Consider the following 17816-nt stretch of genomic DNA (forward strand, 5'->3'; position numbering starts at 1 on the left):
TGTTAACGATGCTTGAGTAAAATCTCGGCGACATTCTCGATATACAAATCATCACGCATATCGATTGGCAATGCATAAAGCTGGTTGGGCTGAATACCCTGCCCATCAATCATACTGCCTTTCGGCGTATAGTAATGAGAAACCGTCATTTGTAATGCTGCGCCACTTGGCAATGGGAATAGCTTTTGTACAACCCCTTTTCCATAGCTTTTCTCACCAATCACCCAAGCACGTCCATGATCCTTTAAAGCCGCGCTAAAAACTTCTGCGGCTGATGCCGAGCGACCATTAATCAACAGCCCCAATTTAATATTGCTAAATTTATTACCAGGGAGTGCCTGAAAGGTCTGATCACCTTCTGAACGGCTTTTGGTCGTGACAATAATGCCATTATTTAAAAACAGGTCAGCCGTTTCAACCGCAGCAGACAGTAATCCACCGGGGTTATTTCTGAGGTCAATTAAAATCGCTTTTAAACGGCTGGACGGGTATTGCTCGATAATATTTTTGATTTCGCTCGCAGTTTCCTGTTGAAATACAGGAACTTTAATCACCAAAACCTGATTGTGTAAAAGTGTCGATGACACTGCAACATCTACTTTTTTATTACGAACAATCGTGACAGGCTGCCCAACAGGCGCTGTCTGCACCGTTAGAACTGTCCCGATTGAACCATATAACAAGTTACGAACTTGCTCATGGTTAAGGTCTTTTAATTCCTGATTATCAATTTTATAGACTGTCATACCATTATGCAGTCCAAGTTTGACTGAATCTGAACTCTCTTTCAGCCCTTGAATCAGCCACTGACGGCGCAATTTATCAAAAATTAAATCAAAGTCAACAGAAGCAACATCGCCCTCAGTATATTGCATTAATTGGCGATAATCTTCAGGAGACAAGTAGCGAGAATAGCGATCTAACCCACCTACCAAACCCTTGATGGCTTGTTCAAATAGCGCATCATCTGATTTTTCAGTGACGTAGTTATCTTTGACAATACTGTAAATCTGCACAAATTTCTGAATCGAATCTACAGGAATCTCCTCAGTAGAAGAGGATTCTGAGCCATCAGTGTCATAGTCAAGACTGGCATCAGCTTCTGATGAAGCTGAATTTGCGGCATAAACAGGATGATTCAAATAGCAGAGTGTTAAACTGGTCGCTAAAAATACCTGCCTGATTTTTTGAATCATCCATTCACCTTTTTTTATGCCTGTAATGTAATTAAATTGCGACCTTGCATTTCCATCGGAACAGGAATATTCATTAAATGCAATAATGTCGGCGCAACATCTGCCAAAACACCACCTTCAGCAATCACTGCTTGAGTTGGACCAACGTAGATAAATGGTACAAGCTCAGTGGTATGTTGGGTATGCACCTGACCACTTTCGTAGTCTTGCATTTGCTCAACATTCCCATGATCGGCAGTAATCAGCATGTGTCCATGATTTGCCATGACCGCATCATAAACACGACCTAAGCAGGTATCTACAGCTTCAACAGCTTTCACTGCAGCGTTAAAAATACCTGTATGCCCAACCATATCACCATTGGCATAGTTCACAACCAACAAGTCATATTCACCTGAATTAATCGCTTTCACCAGCTCATCAGTCACTTCATAAGCGCTCATTTCTGGTTTAAGGTCATAGGTTGCAACATTTGGCGATGGAATCAAGATACGCTTTTCACCAGGGTATTCATCTTCACGACCACCACTGAAGAAGAATGTTACATGGGCGTATTTTTCAGTTTCCGCAATACGTAGCTGGGTTTTGCCCAAGTTGGATAAGTATTCGCCAATTGAATTGTGCAAGGCTTCAGGCATATAGGCAACGGGTGCATCAATGCTGGCTTGGTAACGGGTCAGCATTACGTATTTTGCCAGTTGTGGCACAACTTTCCGTTGGAATCCTGTGAAGTCTTTTTCAACAAATGCACGGGTCAACTCTCGCGCACGGTCAGCACGGAAGTTCATGAATACGATGCTGTCGCCATCTTGAATGGCAGCCACATCGCCCACTCGGGTTGCTTTAACAAACTCATCGCTTTCTTCGGCAGCATAAGCTTGTGCCAAGCCTTCAGTTGCTGTCGCAACCACACGGACTGCTTCACCTTCGGTCAGTAAACGATACGCCTGTTCAACACGATCCCAGCGATTGTCGCGATCCATAGCGAAGTAACGACCAATCATTGTCGCAATACGACCTTGATTTGGGTATTGGGCAAAGACTGCATCGAGTTTTTGTAAAGAGGGTTCAGCACTGCGTGGTGGCGTATCACGACCATCTAAAAATGCATGTAGATAAACTTTTGCACCGCGTTTTAGCGCCAGCTCACACATCGCCACGATATGGTCTTCATGAGAATGCACGCCACCTTCTGACAAAAGTCCCATGATGTGGACTGCACCGCCTGTTGCTTTGGCTTTCTCAACAGCATCGACCAAAACTTCATGCTCAAAGAATGCCCCAGTACGGATATCTTTGGTGATACGGGTAAAGTCCTGATACAACACACGACCTGCACCCAAGTTCATATGTCCAACTTCAGAGTTACCCATTTGCCCATCTGGTAAACCGACATCTTCGCCAGAACCTGAAATTAAGCTATGCGGATGCTTGGCTTGCATTGCAGTCAAATTAGGTGTTTTTGCTGCCAAGAAAGCATTGTCTTGAATCGCTTCACGATGCCCCACACCATCCATAATCACCAAGACATGAGGAATCTTAGCTGCCTTCGCATCCGTCATTTTGAACTCTCTTTCAGTTGTCAATTGCGTGCGCGCATTTTACCTAATTTTTAAGCAATTCTCCATCGACTAAAAATTGATGATCCTTCTCACATCAATATTATTTGGCGCGATTGAGTAAGTATCCACCTGCGATAAAGATCAGGATAATCGGAACAAATACAAACCATGCAGGCGACGGCGAATAAACCAGACTCGCATAACCCAAAAAGTCCTGCATATAATAAAAGCCGAGACCAATAAACAAGGCAATCACCAAGCGAAAGCCCATCGACTGTTGGCGCAGTGGTCCAAAAATAAATGAACAGGCAATCACCACCAGCGCAATCAAGGAAAATGGCATAGCGACTTTTTTCCAGAATGCCAACTGATAAGTTTTTGGCACTTGGCTATATACTGACAAATAATTTATAAAGGAAACTAACTGACTTGGAGCTAACTCTTCTGGGTCAATCGTCACCATATGCACATATTTAGGCTGTAACGCCAAAGACAGTGGTAACTGCGCCGATTCAATTAAATTTGCATCGCCATTTGGCTGAACCTGCATTTGCTGGCTTTGCTTCAAATCCCATTGTCTGGTACTGCTGCTATATTGACCCTGCTCAGCATTCAACACACTTTTTAAGCGATAATTAGCATCAAAATCCAGAACCTGAATATTGCGTAAAACACCTTGTGAATTGGCATAGTTAATATAAATAAAACGCTGCCCTTCACGTGTCCAATACCCTTTTACTTCACCTAAGGCCGCAACTGATTGGTGTTTCTTGATACTGTCCGCTTTTTCGCTACTATAGGGAATCGCCCACTGACTCAGTGCAAATGCCAAAATGACCAGTAGCATGGCTGAACGCACCACCCATCCCACAATCCGCCATAAGCTAATCCCAACAGAACGCATCACAATCAGTTCACTGTTTGATGCCAGTGTACCTAAACCAATCACTGAGCCAATCAGTGCAGAAATTGGTAAAATCTGATACAGGTAATAAGGTGTATTCCAAAAGACATATTGAACAGCCTGCCAAGCGTTATAATCACTTTTGAGTTCACTCAGCTCCGCCAAATAGGTAAACAGAAACTGTAACAAGGTCAGTATAGCCGTAGCCCCTAACATGGCTAAAGTGGAGGTTTTCGTCACATGCTTAGCGACTAGACGACGTGCGAACATTAGCTTAACCTCACTTGCTCAATTTAAGTTTTAACTTCGGCGCAAGGTTCGGTTTGCGCAAAAATAATATCGTGACTAAAGCATATCCAAATATCACAGCGGGATACGCCCAAATACTTAACTGATCTTTGGTAATACGGGTTTTGACTGCCATCAATGCCACAATCAAACTGGCAAAAATCAAAATAGCAGGCAATAAACGATAGTAACGTCCCTGACGTGGGTTCACTTCAGACAATGCCGTTGCCAGCAGTAATGCCACAACAATTGCAAATGGCACACACAAACGCCAACCGAGTTCACTTTGTACAACAGGGTTTTGACGTTTCGCCCAAAGCTGTTCTAAACGCATCGACTCTGCTTTATCACCCGAAATATCGGCTTCTTTATTATTTTCAATTCTTAAACGATAACTTTTAAATTCAGCCTGCGTATAACGTGGCTGTCCTGGATAAATTTCATAACGGCGACCGTCAATCAAATCCACCACACTGGCCGTGTCATTGGGAATCTCTACGCGAGTTGCTTCACGCGCCAAAATGACCACATCAGGTTTACCTTCTTTGGTTGCACGTTGATAAAACACAATATCGCGCAAATTTTTACGGTCTTCTGACAGATCACTGGCATAAATCGTATAAGCACCAGAAGAAACAAATTCTTTGGGGCGCACCAGATCAAAGCCTGTACGTACAGCCTGTGTGCTCGACAGCTGTTCAAATTTACGTAGTCCCCACGGCGACACCCACACCATCATGACAAGCTGCACGATCAGAAAAACAATCGTAAGCGGTGCAAGCAAACGTGCCAATTGGTTGCGACTCACGCCGCTGGCATTTAGCACGGCCATCTCATGATCAATATACAAACGCCCAAACACCAGCATCAAGCCAATAAAAAAGCCCAATGGCATAATCAGGGTTAAAAATTCAGGTAATCGATAGCCAATAATGCTAAATAAGATATTGGCATCTATACGACCTTGAGCAGCAATACCAAAATATTTGATTAAGCGACCGCCCATCATGATTAATGTGAGTAAGGCGATGACGACCAAAGAAGTCTCCATAACCTGCTTAACAAGATAACGTCGAATAATCAAAGGAAGCTTCCGTTAAAAATGAAAACATGACTGATGAATAGTTTAACCCAATAGCCAGCAGAAAAAACCCATACTTGTATTGCACATTGCAACCTGATCCAGTGTAATGTTGCAATCGTTTAAATTCCGCAAACATCAATAGGCATCTAAAACCATATGAAACTGTCTTTAAAACACACTCAAGACACTGGCTCTGCCCTGTTTGTCTTGGTGGATGCTGAACAAATCCAACATCCAACAGCACAGCATATTAAAAATTACCAGCAACTGATTGCGACCACACAATTTAAAGCAAGCTTGAATGAAAGTGTAACCTTAATTACACAGCACGATCATTATCCATTTTGTAGCTTGCTTGGTCTAGGTAATGCAGCACAAATTCAGGCAGCACAACTCGGCAAGTTAGCACAAAGCATTATTAAAGAATCACAAAAAAAATATAGTCGCATTGATATTGACCTATCCGCGTTACCTGAACAGCTACATACACTGTTTGTGATGAGCTTGACCCAAGCCAATTATGCCTTCGATGAATTCAAATCCAAGAAAAATGAATTTATTTTAGAAGAAGTTCATTTTATTACAGAAAAATCACCGCTCAATGCAGAACAGCTTCAGTTACTGCAAGCGATTAATGCTGGACAAGATCTGGCACGTGATCTGGGCAATCGTCCAGGCAATATCTGTTTCCCTGAATACCTTGCCGAGCAAGCACTCGCATTGGCAGCAGAATATCCTGAACTGCTGAAAGTGACTGTACTCGATGAACAGCAAATCGCCGATTTGGGCATGCATGCTTTCTTGGCTGTCAGCAAAGGTTCAGCACGTGCAGGTCGGGTGATCACGCTCGAATACAAAGCCGAATTAGAGCAAGCTCCGATTGTCTTGGTTGGTAAAGGCGTGACTTTTGATACTGGCGGCATTTCACTCAAACCTGGCTTAGGTATGGATGAAATGAAATTTGACATGTGTGGTGCAGCATCAGTTTTGGGAACCATGCGTGCTTTGTGTGAAGCTAAACTGCCGATTCATGTGGTGGGTGCGGTTGCCGCAGCAGAAAACATGCCATCTGACCATGCGACACGCCCAGGGGATATTGTCACCACCATGAGTGGGCAAACCGTGGAAATTCTCAATACCGATGCGGAAGGTCGATTGGTTCTTTGCGATACCTTAACGTATATCCAGCGTTTCAACCCTGCAGTCGTGATTGATATTGCGACTTTAACAGGTGCCTGTGTGGTGGCTTTAGGTAAAGTGCTTAGTGGCTTGTTCTCGCCAGATGACGCTTTGGCGCAAGAGTTGACTCAGGCAGGTGAACAAAGCTTTGACCGCGTCTGGCGCATGCCTGTGTTAGATGATTATCAAGAACTACTCGATTCACCATTTGCAGATATTGCCAATATTGGCGGGCCACACGGCGGTGCGATTACAGCGGCATGCTTCTTGCAACGCTTTACCCGTGACTACCTCTGGGCACATCTGGATGTTGCAGGGACTGCGTGGCTGTCTGGTAGCAATAAAGGCGCAACAGGTCGTCCTGTACCATTACTCATGCAATTTATTGCGAACCGTGTTCAGCATGACTAAAGTCAGTTTTTATTTGTTTGAAAATAGCGTAGAGCGGCAAGTCGACAGTGCTTGCCGTTTATCGCGCAAACTGTTGCGCCAGCCCGTACATATTTGGTGGTATTGCTGCCAAGCCGAGCAGCAACAGTTACTCGATGAGGCTTTGTGGACTTTTGATCCGCAAAGTTTTATTCCCCATGGCATTGATCAGCCGCAAGCCAGTGTCTGTATTTCAGCACAACTGCCTGATCAGGGTTCTTGGCTGGTCTTTAACTTTGAACAGCAGGCACTCGAACCTCAAGACACGTTTGAACACATTATTGAAATTGTCGAAAATCAAGAATCGACTAAAATAATAGGACGCAACAAGTTTAGACAGTATCGCGATTGGGGCATAAGCCCACGTACTTTTAAATTATAATATAAACCAATGTGTTATTTTGAGGAGTAAAATGTGGCGTTAGATGTTGGAGCAGATTTTGAAAAGCGTTGGCTCAATGCACCACAAGCTGTTCGCCAAACTTATATCGATGATCTGACTCGTATTTGTGAATTATTTTCGAACGATGTGCGTTTAGAAGACTGGCTGTCTAAAAATAAACAAGCCCAGCTCCAGTCCTATGAAACCATCGAAAATGCCTACGCCGAACTCAAGGCACAGCTCCTTGAGGAAGCACGTATTCGCCGTCAACATGCCTTGGAACAATCTTTGGCAAAGAAGCGCGCCCAGCAACAGGCGTATATTGATGACCTGCAACTGGATGAACGCTTGCAACAACAGGCGCAAACTCAACAATTACAAGCATTGCAACAACAACTTGGTCAGGAAAGTCTGGCATATAGTGAACGTTATACCACGACACCAAAACTACGTTTTGAAGCGACCAGAAACAGTGTAATTAGCCCTGAAATCCAGCATGCGCTAGATAACTTAAAAATTCGGTTAGAACTTGAAGCTGAAAGTTTAATTGAGCAGATTCAGCAAAGCGTAAATCACCTCAATCAAAAAATTCAGCAAGCCGCCGATGAAGAAATCCGCTACTTGCTGGAACAGCATCCTTCTTCAGATATTTAAAAAAATCTCGGCAAATGCCGAGATTTTTTTATTTTAGAAAGCCATTTTCAGCTAGAAATGACATGCTAATGTTGGACTGTGTCTTTTGTTCAGCAGCTTTATCACCCAACAATAAACGTTCGATATAACGCGCCAGCACATCTACTTCGAGATTGACTTTTGAGCCTTGTTTCCATGTGCCAATATTGGTACGTTCCGCAGTATGTGGAATCAGATTCAGACTTAAAATATTGCCACGTAAATGGTTAATCGTCAGGCTAATACCATCGACCGTAACCGAACCTTTTTCAGCCAGATACTTGGCAAGCTCGGCAGGTGCTGTCACTTCAAAATACAGAGAACGGGCATCTTCACGTACCAAAGTAATTTCACCAATGCCATCGACATGTCCACTGACAATATGCCCGCCAAAACGGGTCGTTGGCAACATGGCTTTCTCGACATTGACCGCTTGCCCAACTTGCCATGTCCCTAATGTAGTACGGTTGAGACTTTCACGAGAAACATCCGCAGCATACCAGTTGTCACCCCACTCAATCACAGTCAGGCAAATACCATTGGTCGCAATCGAATCGCCCAAATGTACATCCGACATGTCTAAATCGGTCTGAATCCGTAACCGTACATCACCACCCACATTTTGCAGGCTGGACACTTTACCTAGGCTTTCAATAATTCCTGTAAACATAGTCTATTCTCTTTATTTTGCTTACCACAATGCAAGCTGGGTACTGGTACCAAAGGTATCTACCCCACCCAATTCAGCACAATGATAAAGTTGTCCCAATAACTGACGCAATGGCGGCCCAGACTTGGCATGGGTATCAGTAATCACGATAAATTCCAGTACACGCGCACGCTCAGACTGACGTTGTTTGCTCACGCGATAACGTGGCACATCTTGTGTTAATAAGGTCACTCGCCCGCGTTCCAAGTTAGCTTTAAGCAAATCTTTGGCGGCAATATTGCCATCGGTTGAATAACTGGTCAGGATGTAGCGAGCATTGATCGTTGACAGCAAGGTTTCATAGGCATCCTTGGCATGTTTCGATGAATTATAGGGGCTTGGACGCTCTTTACGCCATGCACGATCAATCCCGCTTTTAAAGCCTTTGGTGTCTGGTGAAGGTAAATCCGCCTGATCCCACAAGGTGAGTGAATTCAAGACATGATAGTTACTGCTATACGCGTGCTGATTGTATGGTGGATCCAAATAGGCAACATCGACCTCAAAACCACTCATTTGGTTTGCCAAATGCTGAGCATCGACACACCACATTTCTGCTATCGGATTTTTGACATCACCGATTTCACAAAAACGGCTTGGCGTTAACCACAATAACGACTCAATACGCTCCAGCGCAGTCTGGGTTTTACCGCCCCAACCATGATGGAAGCTTTTGAATACACCACTAGTATTGCTGACAAAACTGGCAGAATACAGTAACGGTGCCAGCAAGGCGCTCATTTCAACATCATCAATCGCGCCTTCTGCCTGCCAGGTGGCAATTTGCTGGCGAATGGCATCAATCCGCATACCATTACGGCGCTTAAAAAACAAACGATCACGTGCAGGATCATATTCTTCATCTTTTCGCGGGCAAAGATTATGCGTCACCCAACCTTTTGCCAGTGGCAAGCGGTTAAGATAATCAATCGCTTTCTGATAACCGCCCAGCTCTTTAAACTTTGGCGCATCAATACACGACAAGACCGCATGATTTAAAGCGTGGCTATACGGCTCCCAGTCATTGGCAATCACCCGATAACCATTCTGACGCGCCAAACGGGATACCACACCACTGCCTGCAAAAAAGTCAGCAAAAATAGGGGCACGCTTGCTTTTGTGATTCAGTGTTCCTGTTTCTTCCAGCGCTTCTAAAATCAGATGCAGCAATCGACGCTTATTACCCAAATATGGCACCAACTGATGAAACAAGTATTCATCAGTGGTACGGGCAGCATGACGGCGTTTATGATAAAGCGTTGTTTCTGAACTCATAATCACTCTTGCAATGGCGTTAAGTTAAGGCGGATATCATCCCCAACTTGGGCAATTTCTTGAATATGCAAACGATATTGCTGGTTAAGACTCTGCAAATCGGCTTGGAACATAGCACGAGCCGAATGCCCCAATAAAGTTGGTGCAATATAATGAATATATTCATCAACCAAGTGCTGTTGAATAAATGCTGAAGTCAAAGTTGCGCCCGCTTCAACCAATACATCATAAATCTGATAATCGCGTACCAATTGCTTGAGCAATTGATCTAAAGGCTGTACTTCAATCTGTATCACCCCTAAATCTGCCAGTTCCTGACGAAAGGGCCCCATGACCATTAGGGTTTCAGGTTGTTGCAAGATCTTGGCTGTGAGTGGCAAATGCCCCTGACGATCCAGCACCACACGTTTCGGCTGGACAACACTACTCAGATCGACATCGGCGAGTTCACGTACATTAAGCTGGCAATCATCAGCTAGAACTGTCCCGATTCCCGTAATCACAGCACTTGAAATAGCTCGCCAGTGCTGTACATCTTGACGCGCTGCGCTGCCAGTAATCCATTTTGACTCACCCGAGGCCATTGCAGTTCGACCGTCAAGGCTCGCTGCGACTTTTAAGCGAACATACGGCATTTGAGTTGCCATCGCCTTTAAAAAGCCTTTGTTCAATGCAGCAGCTTCAGCGTTACAAATGCCTGATTCAACCTCAATACCTGCGGCTTTTAAAATCCCGATACCTTTACCTGCCACCAGAGGATTTGGATCCAAACAGGCAATGACCACTTTTTTAACTTGCGCTTTGACCAATGCTTCAGCACAAGGCGGTGTCCGACCATAATGCGCACATGGCTCAAGCGTGACATAAGCGGTTGCACCCTGCGCCTGCTCGGCGGCCTGACGCAAGGCAAACACTTCAGCATGAGGCTGCCCCGCACGCGGGTGAAACCCTTGACCAATGACCTGACCATCTTTAACAATGACACAGCCCACATTCGGATTTGGCTTGGTACTGTAACAACCTTGCTTGGCAAGCCCAATTGCCTGCTGCATATAACGTTCATCAAGAGAATAATTCGACATCATGTGTTAGTGTTCTCGTTGTTGCATCAGTTCAATATGTTGGCGAAAAGCTTCTACATCCTGGAAATCCTGATAAACCGAAGCGAAACGCACATACGCAACATGATCTAAACCAAACAAAGCCTGCATCACAATTTCACCAATGGTACGTGAGCTGACATCACGCTCACCTAAGCGACGAATCTTAATTTGAATATCACTGAGTACTGTTTCTATTTGTTCTTGTGTTACGGGACGTTTCTGCAAAGCATGCATCAGTGAGCGGCGTAATTTAGCTTCATCAAATGGTTCATTTTTACCATTCGATTTAATCACACGTGGCATAACCACTTCATAACTTTCAAATGTCGTAAACCGCTCGCCACAACCCGGACATTCACGACGACGACGAATCTGACTTCCTTCCGCAGCTAAACGTGAGTCAATCACTTTGCTATCGGCAACATTACAAAACGGACAATGCATTACACAATGAATCAAGCAAAACGGTAATTCTAGTGTATCAAAAATCTTCCAGATACTAAATGTTGTGTTTGAAATAAAAAACAGCCCCGATTGGAGCTGTTTTTTCAATCTAAAAGCGAGAGCTTATTCGATACGTTCGCCGTGTTGGCTAAGGTCAAGACCCATACGTTCATCGTCATTGCTCGCACGTAGACCAATGACCACATCGATCACTTTCAAGATCACGAAAGTCAAAATACCACTGTAGGCAATTGTTGCAAGTACACCTTCAACTTGCACCCAAACTTGGTGTGCAATATCTGTTGGCGCTTTGCTTCCCATGATGAATGAACTAGCAAATACGCCTGTCAAGATTGCACCCACAATACCACCTACGGCATGTAAACCAAAAGCATCGAGTGAATCATCGACTTTAAGTAAGCGTTTCAGACCAGTTGTTCCCCAGAAGCATACTACGCCTCCGATCAAGCCCATGATTAAAGCACCACTTACAGTCACATAACCCGCTGCTGGTGTAATCACAACAAGGCCTGCAACCGCACCAGAGGCTACGCCCAATACAGAACCTTTGCCACGAATCATTTTTTCAACAAACAACCAAGAAATAGCGGCTGCTGCTGCGGCAACTTGTGTGGTTAGCACGGCATAACCTGCGGCGCCGTTTGCACCCAAAGCCGAACCACCATTGAAACCAAACCAACCCACCCATAACATGCTTGCGCCGATAACCGTCAAGACAAGGTTATGTGGTGCCATAGATTCTTTACCAAGGCCAATACGTTTACCCAAGAGGTATGCAGCAACCAGACCTGCAACACCAGAGTTAATATGCACCACTGTACCACCAGCAAAGTCAAGCGCACCATCTGTGCCTAACCAGCCACCACCCCAAACCCAGTGAGTAATTGGTGCATACACTGCAATCACCCAAATGGTAATAAATGCCACGAATGCGCCAAACTTCATGCGCTCAGCTACAGAACCACTAATAATCGCGACTGTAATAATTGCAAAAGTCATTTGGAAGATAACGAAAAGAATTTCAGGAATCGTTCCCTGCAAAGTATCCGTGTTAATACCAGCCAGCATGGTTTTACTAAAACCACCAATAAAAGCATTGCCTGTATCAAATGCCAGAGTATAACCAATCACCACCCAAACAATACTCACAATCACGGCTGCCATGAAGCTATGCGCCATGGTTCCCAATACGTTCTTTTTACGAACCATACCACCATAAAATAAAGCCAATCCTGGAATGGTCATCAGAAGGACTAATGCGGTAGAGATGAGAATCCATGCCGTGTCACCAGTATCCAATTTTGGTTTGGCTGCTGGCGCAGGCGTTGTTGCTGCGGGTGCTAATGCTGGTGTTGCTGTGGCGGCAGATGCTGCCGTGGTTGTTGCTGCGTCCGATGCAGCAACTACTGTTTGTTTAGGTGCAGAAGACGTTGCTTCTTCTGCCCAAGCAGCAGAACCACCGAATAATGCGCCAGATAAACTAAGCGCCATGATTATTTTTTTCATGTGTATCCCCCAACCTTAATCTTTTGCGAGCTAAACTCTACTGAGCAAACTTCGTGCCAAAATTACTTACACAGCATCTGGACCTGTTTCGCCTGTACGAATACGGATAACTTGCTCAAGGTTGGTCACAAAAATTTTACCATCACCAATTTTACCAGTGCTTGCGACACGCGTAATGGATTCAATCACTGAATCCACCATTTCATCACTAATGGCAATTTCAATTTTAACTTTTGGTAGGAAATCAACGACATACTCAGCACCACGGTACAATTCCGTATGACCTTTTTGGCGACCGAAACCTTTAACTTCGGTTACGGTGATCCCTTGAACACCAATTTCAGAGAGTGCTTCACGCACATCATCCAATTTGAATGGTTTTACAATTGCAGTTACGAGCTTCATGTTTGTTTTCCTTCGGCTTGTTGTTCAGCTGTAAGGTTTTATGTTCAATTTTCATGCCAATATCCCTGCGGTTAGGGGAATACAGAAATATCCGACATGAATCCACTTTATACCCTATTTTAACGCTTTACGTGCATAGATCAGAAAAAAAAGAAGTTTTTTTCAATTTATGATGCTCTAAACACATCATGCTAGAATACTGCAGATTTTTAACATTTTCTGCACATTTATGAGGATCTTATAATGATCGAAACCTTATTAGAGGCAATATTAGAGCAAATTGATCAACCCAAAAAGGACTTGGAGCACAATTTAAGGGCGCTTCTCAATGAAGCTGTCAGTCGTATGGATTTGGTCTCTCAAGAGGAAATTCAGCGCCAAAAAAATGCACTATTTATTGCAAATCAACGCCTAGAAATTTTAGATGAAAAAATTAAACAACTTGAAAACAGCCTACAATCACAAAAATAAGCACCATAGTTGTGCAAAAAAATAGAATTTTGACTAAATAATAAGCACCAAAACGGAACTAAAATAACATGTCGTTTGCCAAAATTTATACGCGGGGAGTATTGGGACTCCATGCTCCCCTTATTGAAGTTGAAGTTCATGTCAGTCAAGGATTACCTTCTTTAACAATCGTCGGTTTGGCAGAAGCTGCGGTACGCGAAAGTAAAGATCGAGTCCGTTCAGCCATCATTAATAGTGGTTTTCAGTTCCCGACCAAACGCCTCACCATTAATTTGGCGCCCGCCGACTTACCCAAAGATGGTTCACGGCTTGATCTGCCAATTGCTTTGGGAATTTTAATTGCTTCTGGGCAAATTCCTGACCAGAAAATTACAGACTATGAATTGATCGGTGAACTGGCTCTGGATGGGCAATTACGTGCTGTTTCAAGTACGTTAAGTATTGCGTTGGCTTGTCAGAAAGCCCAGCATAAACTGTTATTGCCAACAGACAATGCCAATGAGGCCGCCCAGTTACAGCAGCTTGACGTCTATGCAGCCAGCTCCCTTCAACAAGTTTGCCAGCATTTTTTAGAACAGCAACCGATTCAGGTCACGCATCCCTCGCAAAACCTTACCATCTCACAACAATTACTGGATCTGGCAGATATTAAAGGTCAACTTCGACCACGTCGTGCCTTAGAAATTGCGGCTGCAGGCGGACATTCTATTTTATTTCGTGGCCCGCCTGGCACAGGTAAAACCTTACTGGCATCACGACTCCCTGGTATTCTTCCCGCACTCGATCAAGAAGATAGCCTCACCGTTGCCAGTATTTATTCGGCTGCCAATCAATCTTATCAATTCGGACAACGCCCCTTTCGTGCGCCACATCATACAGCGTCAGCAATTGCTCTGGTTGGCGGAGGCTCACAGCCTAAACCAGGTGAAATTACGCTTGCCCATTTAGGGGTATTATTTTTAGATGAACTGCCAGAATTTGATCGTAAGGTTTTAGAAGTTCTACGCCAACCCTTAGAAAGTCAGGAAATTGTGATTTCACGAGCGGCTCGGCAGATGACGTTCCCCGCACAGTTTCAACTGGTTGCAGCCATGAATCCCTGCCCTTGTGGTTATGCTTTTAATCAGGACAGTCGTTGCCAATGTTCTGTTGAAGCGATTAAACGCTATCAAAACCGAATTTCAGGGCCATTGCTGGATCGTATTGATTTACATATTGATGTGCCGCCACTCTCGGCGCAAGATCTACAAACCCAGCTCCCAAGTGAAACTTCTACAACAGTTCGTGCTCGGGTCTTAGCGGCTTATAAATTTCAGCTCTCCCGCCAAGGGTTTAGTAATCAGCAGTTATCCCCTCAGCAACTTGAACAATATGCTGTGCTGTCTAGTGACTCTCAAAAAATGCTGGCGCTTGCACAACAACGCCTCAACCTTTCTGCTCGAGCCTATCATCGGGTACTGCGAGTTGCGCGCAGTATTGCTGATCTGGCACAAAGTGAGTCTATTTCCACAGCTCATCTTTCCGAAGCATTATCTTATCGTAGCCCATTTCAAGGCTAATTTTTCGACATAAAAAAACCGCATGTTTTACATGCGGTTTTTTGAGTAGACCTGCTATTTTTAGAAGGTTTTAGTCAAACTAAAAACCGCACCTGTATCGGTTTCGCGTTTAACAGCATTTGGCAAACCACTGGTATTGTAATTATTACCAATCGCATCCAGCTCGGCAGTTAAACCAGATACTGATTTAAAGCTATAGGTGATGCCAGCCTTCCAGTCCGTAAAGTTGTCATGTTTTTTATCACCATAACCAAAGATGTCTTTATCCGCTTTGGTATAGCCAGCACCCACGACGCCACCAAAACCTTTGGCGATTGGGAATGAGTAGCTCGCATTGACATTCCAAGAATTACTGCCTGTATAGCCACCCCAGTCATTGGTGTAGTTCACATTGGTAAATAGACTATCACCATTGGTAATTAAGCTTGCAAATGTTAACTTGGCGTAAAATTCTGTCCAGTCCCAATCTTTGCTATGGCTTGGATAGTTATATTCCACAACCCCGACATCCAGCGTTGGCTTAATTTTATTGGACAATGGCAAGGTGGTTGTAAAACCAATCGATGGGTCAAGCTCTAAATGTGGAACATTCCCACCATCAAAGTCGACATTTGAAGCAAAGGCAGAAACATAAAGCCCACTTGAATGTGCAAGTGTAAATGATCCCTGAATCGCAGGATCATTTAAAGTTTGACTGATACCACGGAAACGATAGTCTGAAGTTAATGCAACATTGCCACTAAATGTTAATCCATATTGTGCCAATGTATTGTCTTCCGCAGCCATTGCTCCTGTTGACAATGTCGATGCAAATAATGCTGTTGTGAGTAGTTTCTTCATTTTGTGATTTCTCCCCAAACCGTGAATTCGATGTTTTGGTTATTTCTTGCAACCCACCTAGTATTAGCAATAGTTATGCCAACTTTCCTTGCCAGCAAATGATTATTCGTCTCATAATTTTTAGAAAATTGATCACTTTTAGTTCATTTCAGCAATTTATTTGTATAAAAAAAGTGCATATGCTTCAAAAAATATTCGCTGAAGCCAAGCAACCGAAAATACATATAATATATTATGTTTTATTTAAAAAATTATTATAAAGGTCATTTTAAGATGAAAATAAATCTCATTTATATTCAAAAAAAGTATAAATGATCTATCCCATCATCAACTTTTAAATTTAAAAATACAGATATATTAAAACCATATGAAATTTTCGTGAAAAAATCATGAAATAATATTGATAGTTGTAATCTTTTTATTATAGATTAAAGCCCACTTTGTAACTTTCTGTATCAAACAGCGTTACGGGTTTTATTTTATTTTTAGGGGCAACCAATGCTAAAAGCACAGAAGCTAACCTTAGCAGTTTTAATTCAGGCTACTTTACTCTCTCCCGCGTTTGCAAGTGAACAAAGCGAATCTAAAGGCTTTGTTGAAGATGCAACCGCATCAGTTTTATTACGTACAGGTTTTATCGACCGTGATAAAAAAAATGTTGAACCAGGTGTAGACACTCGCTCTACCGTTCAATCTGTTATGTTGAATGCTGAATCTGGCTTCACTCAAGGTACTGTCGGCGTTGCTGTCGGTGTCATTGGTGATTTCTCATTCAAACTCGGTGACAATAAGCACTCTGGCAACCAAATGATCCCTTGGAAAAATGATAATCGCAATGATCCATATGACCAATGGACTCGTGGTGGCGGTTATGTCAAAGTGCGTGCTTCAAATACAACTTTAACTTATGGTACACAAGTTCTTGATATTCCTGTACTTGCAAGTAATACCATACGTATGGTTCCTGAATACTTTACAGGAACATTGATCACAAGCCATGAAATCAAAAATTTAGAAGTGATCGCTGGTGAATTTACCAAAGATCAAATGTCTGACCAGATTGCTACAGATCAAAATCATTTAAAACGTGCTTATGTTTGGGGCACAAAATATAAATTTAATGACAAATTCAATGCGTCTTACTACGGTTTAGACAGCAAAGATGCGCTTACACGCCATTATGCTGATTTGAACTTTAAACAACCGCTAAGCGATAAAAGTTCATTAACATATGACTTGAGTGGTTATCACACCGAGTGGGATAAAGGTGCATCTGTATCTTCAGCAAAACCAGGTGTTGATCCTTCAGACCGTTCAAACAATATTTGGGCGTTCTCAACAACTTATAATCATGGCCCTCATAGTGTAATGCTTGCTTACCAACAAAGCACAGGTAACTCAGGTTATGCTTATAACGAAAATGCGGATGGTTTCCAAAGTATTTATCTGCCAAACTCTTACCTTTCAGACTTTAACGGTCGTGGTGAAAAGTCTGCACAAGTTCAATATAATGTTGATTTAGGTGCTTTCGGTGTTCCTGGCTTATCATTTACAACTGCGTATGTCTATGGTTGGGATATCAACACCAAAACAACGCAAAATGCGAAAGAAAGCGAATTCTTCAACCAGCTTAAATACACCGTTCAATCTGGTTTTGCAAAAGGTGTAAACTTGCGTCTACGTGAATCTATTTATCGTAATAGCCAAGCTTATGCAAACGACTACTACATGCCTGATACCAACGAAACACGTATCTTCCTAGATATCCCTATTAAATTCTTTTAATC

Annotated in this window: 17 protein-coding genes; 6 read left to right on the top strand and 11 right to left on the bottom strand. The window is 43.2% G+C overall.

Features of this window, described 5'->3' with window-relative positions:
- Positions 1-2: 2 nt before the first annotated feature.
- From ACX1N5_RS06875 to lptF, 4 genes are all read right to left on the bottom strand, one after another.
- Positions 3-1196 carry a S41 family peptidase gene (locus tag ACX1N5_RS06875; RefSeq protein ID WP_458801268.1) on the bottom strand — a complete coding sequence of 398 codons (1194 nt, stop codon included), beginning with the start codon at positions 1194-1196 and terminating at the stop codon, positions 3-5.
- A 14-nt stretch (positions 1197-1210) separates the two neighbouring features.
- The gene (gene gpmI, locus ACX1N5_RS06880; RefSeq protein ID WP_131382013.1) at positions 1211-2758 is read right to left on the bottom strand and encodes a 2,3-bisphosphoglycerate-independent phosphoglycerate mutase; all 1548 of its coding nucleotides are present in this window, start codon (positions 2756-2758) and stop codon (positions 1211-1213) included.
- Between the two features lie 100 nt (positions 2759-2858).
- Positions 2859-3932 carry an LPS export ABC transporter permease LptG gene (gene lptG / locus ACX1N5_RS06885; RefSeq protein ID WP_458801266.1) on the bottom strand — a complete coding sequence of 358 codons (1074 nt, stop codon included), beginning with the start codon at positions 3930-3932 and terminating at the stop codon, positions 2859-2861.
- 10 nt (positions 3933-3942) lie between these two features.
- On the bottom strand, positions 3943-5034 hold the full coding sequence (gene lptF, locus ACX1N5_RS06890) for an LPS export ABC transporter permease LptF (protein WP_458801264.1): 1092 nt from the start codon (positions 5032-5034) through the stop codon (positions 3943-3945).
- Positions 5035-5190: 156 nt separating this feature from the next.
- On the opposite strand from lptF, the gene ACX1N5_RS06895 reads away from it, so the two are divergent.
- From ACX1N5_RS06895 to ACX1N5_RS06905, 3 genes are read left to right on the top strand one after another with little or no spacing between them, the layout of a single operon-like run.
- Entirely contained in the window at positions 5191-6624 is a 1434-nt protein-coding gene (locus ACX1N5_RS06895; protein ID WP_458801262.1) for a leucyl aminopeptidase, read from the top strand.
- Positions 6617-7024, top strand: a complete 408-nt coding sequence (locus ACX1N5_RS06900) for a DNA polymerase III subunit chi (protein ID WP_458801260.1) — start codon at positions 6617-6619, stop codon at positions 7022-7024. Before ACX1N5_RS06895 ends, ACX1N5_RS06900 begins: the two co-directional genes overlap by 8 nt.
- 33 nt (positions 7025-7057) lie before the next feature.
- On the top strand, positions 7058-7678 hold the full coding sequence (locus ACX1N5_RS06905; protein WP_458801258.1) for a hypothetical protein: 621 nt from the start codon (positions 7058-7060) through the stop codon (positions 7676-7678).
- Positions 7679-7706: 28 nt separating this feature from the next.
- On the opposite strand, the gene ACX1N5_RS06910 is transcribed toward ACX1N5_RS06905, so the two are convergent.
- From ACX1N5_RS06910 to glnK, 6 genes are all read right to left on the bottom strand, one after another.
- A complete protein-coding gene (locus tag ACX1N5_RS06910) occupies positions 7707-8366 on the bottom strand; it encodes a riboflavin synthase (RefSeq protein ID WP_004749940.1) in 660 nt (219 codons plus the stop codon).
- A gap of 21 nt (positions 8367-8387) precedes the next feature.
- Positions 8388-9680, bottom strand: coding sequence for a DNA adenine methylase (locus ACX1N5_RS06915; RefSeq protein ID WP_004749941.1), 1293 nt, complete (start codon positions 9678-9680; stop codon positions 8388-8390).
- A 2-nt stretch (positions 9681-9682) separates the two neighbouring features.
- Positions 9683-10762: a bifunctional diaminohydroxyphosphoribosylaminopyrimidine deaminase/5-amino-6-(5-phosphoribosylamino)uracil reductase RibD gene (gene ribD, locus ACX1N5_RS06920; protein ID WP_458801327.1), complete on the bottom strand. Its 1080-nt coding sequence runs from the start codon at positions 10760-10762 to the stop codon at positions 9683-9685.
- Positions 10763-10768: 6 nt separating this feature from the next.
- Positions 10769-11227 (bottom strand): transcriptional regulator NrdR, encoded by a 459-nt coding sequence (gene nrdR, locus ACX1N5_RS06925; RefSeq protein ID WP_004749945.1) that lies wholly within the window; start codon positions 11225-11227, stop codon positions 10769-10771.
- 123 nt (positions 11228-11350) lie between these two features.
- Positions 11351-12754, bottom strand: a complete 1404-nt coding sequence (locus ACX1N5_RS06930; protein WP_458801255.1) for an ammonium transporter — start codon at positions 12752-12754, stop codon at positions 11351-11353.
- Positions 12755-12820: 66 nt separating this feature from the next.
- Complete coding sequence (gene glnK, locus ACX1N5_RS06935) at positions 12821-13159, bottom strand: P-II family nitrogen regulator (protein ID WP_004749947.1); 339 nt, start codon at positions 13157-13159, stop codon at positions 12821-12823.
- A 243-nt stretch (positions 13160-13402) separates the two neighbouring features.
- Between glnK and ACX1N5_RS06940 the strand changes: the two genes are divergently transcribed.
- Positions 13403-13630 carry an accessory factor UbiK family protein gene (locus tag ACX1N5_RS06940; protein ID WP_004749948.1) on the top strand — a complete coding sequence of 76 codons (228 nt, stop codon included), beginning with the start codon at positions 13403-13405 and terminating at the stop codon, positions 13628-13630.
- A gap of 68 nt (positions 13631-13698) precedes the next feature.
- Positions 13699-15189 carry a YifB family Mg chelatase-like AAA ATPase gene (locus ACX1N5_RS06945; RefSeq protein WP_458801253.1) on the top strand — a complete coding sequence of 497 codons (1491 nt, stop codon included), beginning with the start codon at positions 13699-13701 and terminating at the stop codon, positions 15187-15189.
- Between the two features lie 60 nt (positions 15190-15249).
- Here the strand turns inward: ACX1N5_RS06945 and ACX1N5_RS06950 are convergent, their stop codons facing one another.
- Positions 15250-16029 (bottom strand): TorF family putative porin, encoded by a 780-nt coding sequence (locus ACX1N5_RS06950; protein WP_458801251.1) that lies wholly within the window; start codon positions 16027-16029, stop codon positions 15250-15252.
- Between the two features lie 498 nt (positions 16030-16527).
- Between ACX1N5_RS06950 and ACX1N5_RS06955 the strand changes: the two genes are divergently transcribed.
- Entirely contained in the window at positions 16528-17814 is a 1287-nt protein-coding gene (locus ACX1N5_RS06955) for an OprD family outer membrane porin (RefSeq protein ID WP_458801249.1), read from the top strand.
- Positions 17815-17816 lie beyond the last annotated feature (2 nt).

The organism is Acinetobacter sp. ANC 4636 (assembly GCF_054454555.1).

Coding starts and splice junctions, on each gene's coding strand:
- ACX1N5_RS06875 (WP_458801268.1), bottom strand. CDS start 1,196: ATGATTCAAAAAATCAGGCAGGTATTTTTAGCGACCAGTTTAACACTC.
- gpmI (WP_131382013.1), bottom strand. CDS start 2,758: ATGACGGATGCGAAGGCAGCTAAGATTCCTCATGTCTTGGTGATTATG.
- lptG (WP_458801266.1), bottom strand. CDS start 3,932: ATGTTCGCACGTCGTCTAGTCGCTAAGCATGTGACGAAAACCTCCACT.
- ACX1N5_RS06895 (WP_458801262.1), top strand. CDS start 5,191: ATGAAACTGTCTTTAAAACACACTCAAGACACTGGCTCTGCCCTGTTT.
- ACX1N5_RS06900 (WP_458801260.1), top strand. CDS start 6,617: ATGACTAAAGTCAGTTTTTATTTGTTTGAAAATAGCGTAGAGCGGCAA.
- ACX1N5_RS06910 (WP_004749940.1), bottom strand. CDS start 8,366: ATGTTTACAGGAATTATTGAAAGCCTAGGTAAAGTGTCCAGCCTGCAA.
- ACX1N5_RS06915 (WP_004749941.1), bottom strand. CDS start 9,680: ATGAGTTCAGAAACAACGCTTTATCATAAACGCCGTCATGCTGCCCGT.
- ribD (WP_458801327.1), bottom strand. CDS start 10,762: ATGTCGAATTATTCTCTTGATGAACGTTATATGCAGCAGGCAATTGGG.
- nrdR (WP_004749945.1), bottom strand. CDS start 11,227: ATGCATTGTCCGTTTTGTAATGTTGCCGATAGCAAAGTGATTGACTCA.
- ACX1N5_RS06930 (WP_458801255.1), bottom strand. CDS start 12,754: ATGAAAAAAATAATCATGGCGCTTAGTTTATCTGGCGCATTATTCGGT.
- glnK (WP_004749947.1), bottom strand. CDS start 13,159: ATGAAGCTCGTAACTGCAATTGTAAAACCATTCAAATTGGATGATGTG.
- ACX1N5_RS06940 (WP_004749948.1), top strand. CDS start 13,403: ATGATCGAAACCTTATTAGAGGCAATATTAGAGCAAATTGATCAACCC.
- ACX1N5_RS06945 (WP_458801253.1), top strand. CDS start 13,699: ATGTCGTTTGCCAAAATTTATACGCGGGGAGTATTGGGACTCCATGCT.
- ACX1N5_RS06950 (WP_458801251.1), bottom strand. CDS start 16,029: ATGAAGAAACTACTCACAACAGCATTATTTGCATCGACATTGTCAACA.
- ACX1N5_RS06955 (WP_458801249.1), top strand. CDS start 16,528: ATGCTAAAAGCACAGAAGCTAACCTTAGCAGTTTTAATTCAGGCTACT.